Source organism: Oceanobacillus massiliensis str. N'diop, from assembly GCF_000285495.1.
Taxonomy (GTDB): domain Bacteria; phylum Bacillota; class Bacilli; order Bacillales; family Amphibacillaceae; genus Oceanobacillus; species Oceanobacillus massiliensis.
The window spans coordinates 297,416-303,120 of the sequence record NZ_HE610979.1; the positions used below are offsets into that span (position 1 = coordinate 297,416).

General features: G+C 41.4%; 6 protein-coding genes, 2 tRNA genes and 1 rRNA gene. All 9 read right to left on the bottom strand.

Translation table 11 applies throughout. From position 1 onward, the window contains the following. Positions 1–46: 46 nt before the first annotated feature. The gene (locus tag OMHG_RS15055; RefSeq protein ID WP_044477037.1) at positions 47–1,222 is read right to left on the bottom strand and encodes an FtsW/RodA/SpoVE family cell cycle protein; all 1,176 of its coding nucleotides are present in this window, start codon (positions 1,220–1,222) and stop codon (positions 47–49) included. 231 nt (positions 1,223–1,453) lie between these two features. After that, positions 1,454–2,464: a tRNA (adenosine(37)-N6)-threonylcarbamoyltransferase complex transferase subunit TsaD gene (gene tsaD / locus OMHG_RS15060; protein WP_010651731.1), complete on the bottom strand. Its 1,011-nt coding sequence runs from the start codon at positions 2,462–2,464 to the stop codon at positions 1,454–1,456. Continuing rightward, positions 2,461–2,910 carry a ribosomal protein S18-alanine N-acetyltransferase gene (gene rimI / locus OMHG_RS15065; protein WP_010651732.1) on the bottom strand — a complete coding sequence of 150 codons (450 nt, stop codon included), beginning with the start codon at positions 2,908–2,910 and terminating at the stop codon, positions 2,461–2,463. The genes tsaD and rimI overlap by 4 nt, the downstream gene beginning before the upstream one ends. Beyond that, on the bottom strand, positions 2,903–3,610 hold the full coding sequence (gene tsaB, locus OMHG_RS15070) for a tRNA (adenosine(37)-N6)-threonylcarbamoyltransferase complex dimerization subunit type 1 TsaB (protein WP_010651733.1): 708 nt from the start codon (positions 3,608–3,610) through the stop codon (positions 2,903–2,905). Before tsaB ends, rimI begins: the two co-directional genes overlap by 8 nt. Before the next feature lie 11 nt (positions 3,611–3,621). After that, a complete protein-coding gene (gene tsaE, locus OMHG_RS15075) occupies positions 3,622–4,071 on the bottom strand; it encodes a tRNA (adenosine(37)-N6)-threonylcarbamoyltransferase complex ATPase subunit type 1 TsaE (protein WP_010651734.1) in 450 nt (149 codons plus the stop codon). Between the two features lie 8 nt (positions 4,072–4,079). Continuing rightward, positions 4,080–5,042, bottom strand: a complete 963-nt coding sequence (thiL, locus tag OMHG_RS15080) for a thiamine-phosphate kinase (RefSeq protein ID WP_010651735.1) — start codon at positions 5,040–5,042, stop codon at positions 4,080–4,082. A gap of 231 nt (positions 5,043–5,273) precedes the next feature. Further along, positions 5,274–5,350 (bottom strand) — tRNA-Asp (locus OMHG_RS15085). Positions 5,351–5,464: 114 nt separating this feature from the next. Continuing rightward, a tRNA-Met gene (locus OMHG_RS15090) sits at positions 5,465–5,541 on the bottom strand. 22 nt (positions 5,542–5,563) lie between these two features. Then, a 5S ribosomal RNA gene (gene rrf / locus OMHG_RS15095) occupies positions 5,564–5,679 on the bottom strand. Positions 5,680–5,705: the final 26 nt, after the last annotated feature.

Genomic DNA, 5,705 nt, shown 5'->3' on the forward strand with positions numbered 1-5,705 from the left:
ATGCTTTCTGCTGTGATTAATTCTTCCATGTTAATATAACTATCTTTTATTTGAATAAATAATCGTTTTGGATGGTATATTCGACTGCCACCCGATAAATGATGCCCATACCGAGCATTGTGGATAACACAGAGCTCCCCCCGTAACTGAGCAGTAAGAGCGGAATCCCTGTAATCGGCATGATCCCTAATGTCATGCCAATATTTTGAAAGACATGGATCAGCAAAAGACTTAAAAATCCAAAACAGAAATACGCACCAAATGAGGAATGCTTAAATATACTCAAACCAAGTGTGACAAGCTTATAGAGCAGCATAAAATATAAGAATATCACCAATGCACTCCCGATAAAGCCAAAGCTCTCTCCAATTACAGCAAAGATAAAATCAGTATGTGCTTCTGGATAGTTTACTTGGAGATTACTCATGCCTTTCCCAAATAACTGACCCGAACCTAGAGCCATATATGCTCGGTCAAAGTGATACGTAGCGTCACTTGATTGCTGCGCTGGATCAAACCATGTAAGGATTCGATTGACCTGATATTCCTTAATTCCAAGCAACTGTTGTGCCATTACCGGAAATTTTATGATAAACCCGATAACCGCAGCTGATACGGTAGAAATAATCGCGATTAAACTCGCAATGATCTTCCAATTGATTCCAGATAGAATAATCATCATTCCAGCAATGAACAGATATACCATCGAGGTACCAAAGTCAGGCTGCTGCATTATCAAGAATACGGGTGCAGCTGTAACCAATAGCAATTTAATCAGCAAAAAGGAATCACTCTTTAAACTGCTTACCTCATACTTTGACTTATGCTTACTGATTACCGCAGACATAAAGAGAATCGTCGTTATTTTAGTGAACTCCGCCGGCTGCAGGGATAGCCCCGGCAAAGTAAACCAGCTCTTGGCTCCATTAATGGTACGTGCAATTGATTCCGGACTTATCAACAAGATAAACAGGATAAAAATACTCGCGCCATAGATATAGACACTTGCCTTATGCAGCTGCTCCAAATCCAAGAATTGGATTGCTGCAACGATGCAGACTCCGATTGTGAACCAAATAATCTGCTTCAGCACAAAATTTTCACCTTCATATTGCTCCAGCTGCTGGGCATTATAGATGGTCAATAAGCTAACACAGACAAATAAGATGAATAAGAATATCAAATCCGTTTGCATATAATAAGATTGTTGTTTTTTAGTCATAACAGCATCACCTAAATTTCTTTCCGTTTCATTCCAATGATTTAACAAGTGGATTAATATACTTATCCACATCGAAATTTCTCTATAAAAAGCTAAATTCCTGTTGTCAACAAAGTTATACACATTATCCACAGCCAGAAATAAGTTTATCAACAGATTTCATCCACAATGGAAATGCAGTAACTCTCGCTAACTTTCTCGTTTATACACACCCCTGTGCATAAACTGTGCTTATTTTAAAAGTAAGGAAGCATTCGCATTTAAATCGAGCCCAGAACGCCTTCCCTGTTCAAATGCTATCGTACCAGCGGCTGCTATCATTGCAGCATTATCCGTACAGAGTTTAATATCCGGAATGAGCAATGGAATCTCGGTTTCCCGAAATGCTGCTTCCAGTTCTTTCCTCAAACCTTTATTCGCTGCAACTCCGCCGGCGACGATGACCTGGCTAACATTATATTCCTTCGCAGCTCTTAGCGTCTTCGCAGTCAAGACCTCGACCACACTGGCCTGAAAGCTTGCAGCAATATCCTCATTTTTCAATTCTTCTCCGCGTTGCTTGGCATTGTGTATTTTATTGATGACGGCTGATTTTAACCCGCTGAAGCTGAAATCATAGCTGTTTTCCTCAAGCCACGCCCTTGGGAAATCAATTGATTCTAACCCCGCAGCAGCCAGTCGGTCAATATGCGGACCGCCGGGATAAGGAAGGTTGAGCATTCTTGCTACCTTATCATATGCTTCTCCAGCAGCGTCATCACGTGTTTCCCCAATTAGCTCATAACTCCCATGCTCTTTCATTAATACAAGCTCTGTATGGCCACCTGAAACGATTAGCGCTAGCAACGGGAAATTAAATTCCCTTTCCAGGCGATTGGCATAAATATGACCCGCAATATGGTGCACTCCGACAAGCGGCTTTTGTTTGGCGAAAGCAAGTGCTTTGGCAGCATTGACGCCGACAAGCAATGCGCCAACAAGTCCAGGACCTTCTGTAACTGAGATAGCATCTATTTCATCCCATGTCAGCTCAGATTCCTCAAATGCTTCTTGCAGGACTTGCGTAATTTGCTCGACATGGTGTCTGGAAGCAATCTCTGGAACCACTCCACCAAATCGTTTATGACTCTCAATTTGGGATGCAACGACATTTGTAATAATTTCCGTGCCATCCTTTACGATTGCTACGGCAGTTTCATCACAACTCGTCTCGATCCCTAATATTAATGTATTTTTTTTCATATTAAATTCACCCACATAACGATAGCATCTTCCTGATTATCTGTATAGTAATTTTTGCGGACCCCTCCAGGGACCAGTCCGAACTTCCGATATAGTTTCTGTGCCGGAATATTGGATGTCCGGACTTCCAGCGAGAGCCGCTTCACGCCTTTTTTCAAGGCGTACTGAACAGTATAGCCAAACAGTTTTTCACCCAATTTATATCCGCGATATTCGGGTTTTACTGCTATATTCGTAATTTGTGCGTCATCCATGACAATCCAGATTCCCATATATCCCACAACAATTCCGTCCAATTGCAGGACAAAATAGTGTGCATGCTTATTATCAATCAGTTCTTGATAAAAGATATCTGTTGTCCAAGGTGTCGCAAATGAAGATCGTTCTACCTCAAGTACCTCATCAACGTCTGATAGCTCCATGTTTCTAATAATTGCCTCAGCCATGATTTTCTTTTTCCTTCTGTGTTTTCAGCCAGTTTGCTTCCGCTTCAGCAAGCCGCAGGTAATTCGGTACTAGTGCATGCGTATCTTCTGCTTTCTTATTCAGACCCGCCAGTCCCAAATGACCAGCCTGTGGTACATGATAGGGCCCTTCCGGAATTACAGCAAGATTACCAAGTGATTCCTGGATTGCCTCTCTATATAAGCCGATGTCCGGACTTACAAACAGGACTTGTTTGCGAACTTCTGCAAGCTCGTTTAGGACATCTTCCATTAACAGATTCTTTTCAGCCATCACGTTTACGAGCTGATTATCTTTCCACTGATACAGCCCGGTAAATACCAGTCCTCTTCTGGCATCAAAAAAGGGACAAATGTAGCCATTAAAAAATCGCCCTTGATAGGCAAGGACTTCCAGGCTCGATACACCAATGACCGGGATATTAAGCGCCCATGCCATCGTTTTCGCTGTAGAAATGCCAATTCGGACACCCGTGTACGATCCAGGCCCCTTAGCGACCACAATCCGGTCCAGCTGTTCAGGCTTAAGGGTAACCTCAGCCATTAGTCTGTCTATTGCGGGCATCAGTCTTACGGAATGATTCTTTGTAAGATTGGTCATGACCTCTCCGATAATCTGGTCATCCTTTAGTAAAGATACTCCAAGGACCTGATTTGAAGTGTCTATTGCAAGTATATTCATTCAAATTACTCCTAACTCATCAATTCATTAACAACCCATTTGAAATGCGGTCCGGTCGGCGTAAGTTCCAGTTCTCTTCTATCTTCATTAAGATAACTGATACTAATCTCCAAACGTTCTTCAGGAAGAAATTCTTCAATAAAATGCGCCCATTCCACAACAGTGATTCCATTGCCATGAAAATACTCATCGAATCCGATATCCTCTTCTGAATTTTCCAATCGGTATACATCCATATGATAAAAAGGCATCTCACCTTCATATTCTTTAATGATGGTAAATGTAGGGCTGCTTATATTTCGTTTTACACCGAGTCCTTTAGCCAGGCCTTTTGTAAAAGTAGTTTTACCAGAACCTAATTCACCTTCCAATGTAACGACATCGCCAGGCTTAAGCAGCAATGCTAATTTCTCTGCAATCGAAATCGTTTCAAGCTCTGTATCTGATTGTATTTTCGCCATGTGCTCACCTACTTTAAGTGTGTATACCCCTTTTTCTCGAGACGTACAGTTTTATGATTGTCTATTAATAATACACTACCGGCCCTGCCTTCTTTCTCTACATGGCCAATCTTGGTGATACTTGTATTCGCAAGCTTTGCAGCCCTTTTCACCTTATCCCAATCTTTTATTGGTACGGTACCCAATAGCTCAAAATCTTCACCACCGTATAATTTCCATTTCTGCTGAAGTTCTATTGGGAATTGCTTGAAAGAACTACTTGTTGGAATCAGCTTTTCATCCAATATCATTGTAACATAGGATGATTCCGCAATTTCATTTGCTTCACTTGCTATTCCATCACTAATATCATTTAAAGCCACTCTGGACAAATCATTTAAAAGACTTGCAAATTCTACACGCGGAGTTGGCATGCGGTGTCTATTAACAAAATAGTCCCGTTCCAGATAATGGTCGGAACCAGTCAGAATATGCAACCCTGCTTGGGAGTCACCCAATGTGCCTGTGACAAAAACTGCATCACCCGGTCTTGCTGAACTTCTATAACGTGCCTTATCCTTTAAAGTGTATCCAATAACCGTAATGGAAAGTGATAATTCCTTTCCGGAAACGGTGTCGCCACCAATTAAATCCATTTTATATTGTTTCGCCAAGCTTTTCATACCAAAAAAAATCTGACCAAGGTCATCTTGTCCCCAGTCTTTCGGAATAACGATGGAGACAAGGTAAAAGGCCGGAGTCGCCCCCATTGCTGCAAGATCACTGATATTGGCTGCAAGTGCTCGATAACCAACATGAAAAGCATCCATTGTGGTCTTTGAAAAATGAACATCTTCCACAAAAGTATCTACAGCTGTAACCACATCCATTGCCGGTCTAATAACTGCTGCATCATCACCAATTCCCTTAATTAAGGATGATTGTCTATATGAATGCTGCTTAATTGAATCTATAAATGAGAATTCATCCATAATTTTTATCACCATACTTTTTATCGACTACAACTATGATAGCAAAAAGATAAAGAAAAAGGAAAAATTAAATCAGTGGGGCTGACTTAGAAGCGTGCTTATAGTCTGCATTATGTAATAAGAGGATTATCTATCAAAACGAAGCTGTTTCTCAATAAATGCCTAAAAATTAAAAAACACACATTTGATTTTCAAAATCATGTGTGTGTATTGACGATTATAATATTTAAGTGGCGGTCCGGACGGGACTCGAACCCGCGACCTCCTGCGTGACAGGCAGGCATTCTAACCAGCTGAACTACCGGACCAATTATATTAATAAGGAAAACTCATTCTAATTGTACATCCAGCACTTCTACTTTAACTGAGATAGAATCTTCATCATGTGCTTTTCAAGTACAGCATTTGGTTTTAAAATAATTTGGTTGCGGGGGCAGGATTTGAACCTGCGACCTTTGGGTTATGAGCCCAACGAGCTACCGGACTGCTCCACCCCGCGATATGAGGGAAATAATATAAATGCCTGGCGGCGTCCTACTCTTGCAGGGGCAAAGCCCCAACTACCATCGGCGCTGAAGAACTTAACTACTGTGTTCGACATGGGAACAGGTGTGACCTCTTCGCTATTGCTACCAGACAATCCTAAAAACAAGGACAAGTTAT

What these genes read in the sequence shown, in the direction of transcription:
- OMHG_RS15055 (WP_044477037.1), bottom strand. Translation starts at nt 1,222, where the DNA reads ATGACTAAAAAACAACAATCTTATTATATGCAAACGGATTTGATATTC.
- tsaD (WP_010651731.1), bottom strand. Translation starts at nt 2,464, where the DNA reads ATGAAAAAAAATACATTAATATTAGGGATCGAGACGAGTTGTGATGAA.
- rimI (WP_010651732.1), bottom strand. Translation starts at nt 2,910, where the DNA reads ATGGCTGAGGCAATTATTAGAAACATGGAGCTATCAGACGTTGATGAG.
- tsaB (WP_010651733.1), bottom strand. Translation starts at nt 3,610, where the DNA reads ATGAATATACTTGCAATAGACACTTCAAATCAGGTCCTTGGAGTATCT.
- tsaE (WP_010651734.1), bottom strand. Translation starts at nt 4,071, where the DNA reads ATGGCGAAAATACAATCAGATACAGAGCTTGAAACGATTTCGATTGCA.
- thiL (WP_010651735.1), bottom strand. Translation starts at nt 5,042, where the DNA reads ATGGATGAATTCTCATTTATAGATTCAATTAAGCAGCATTCATATAGA.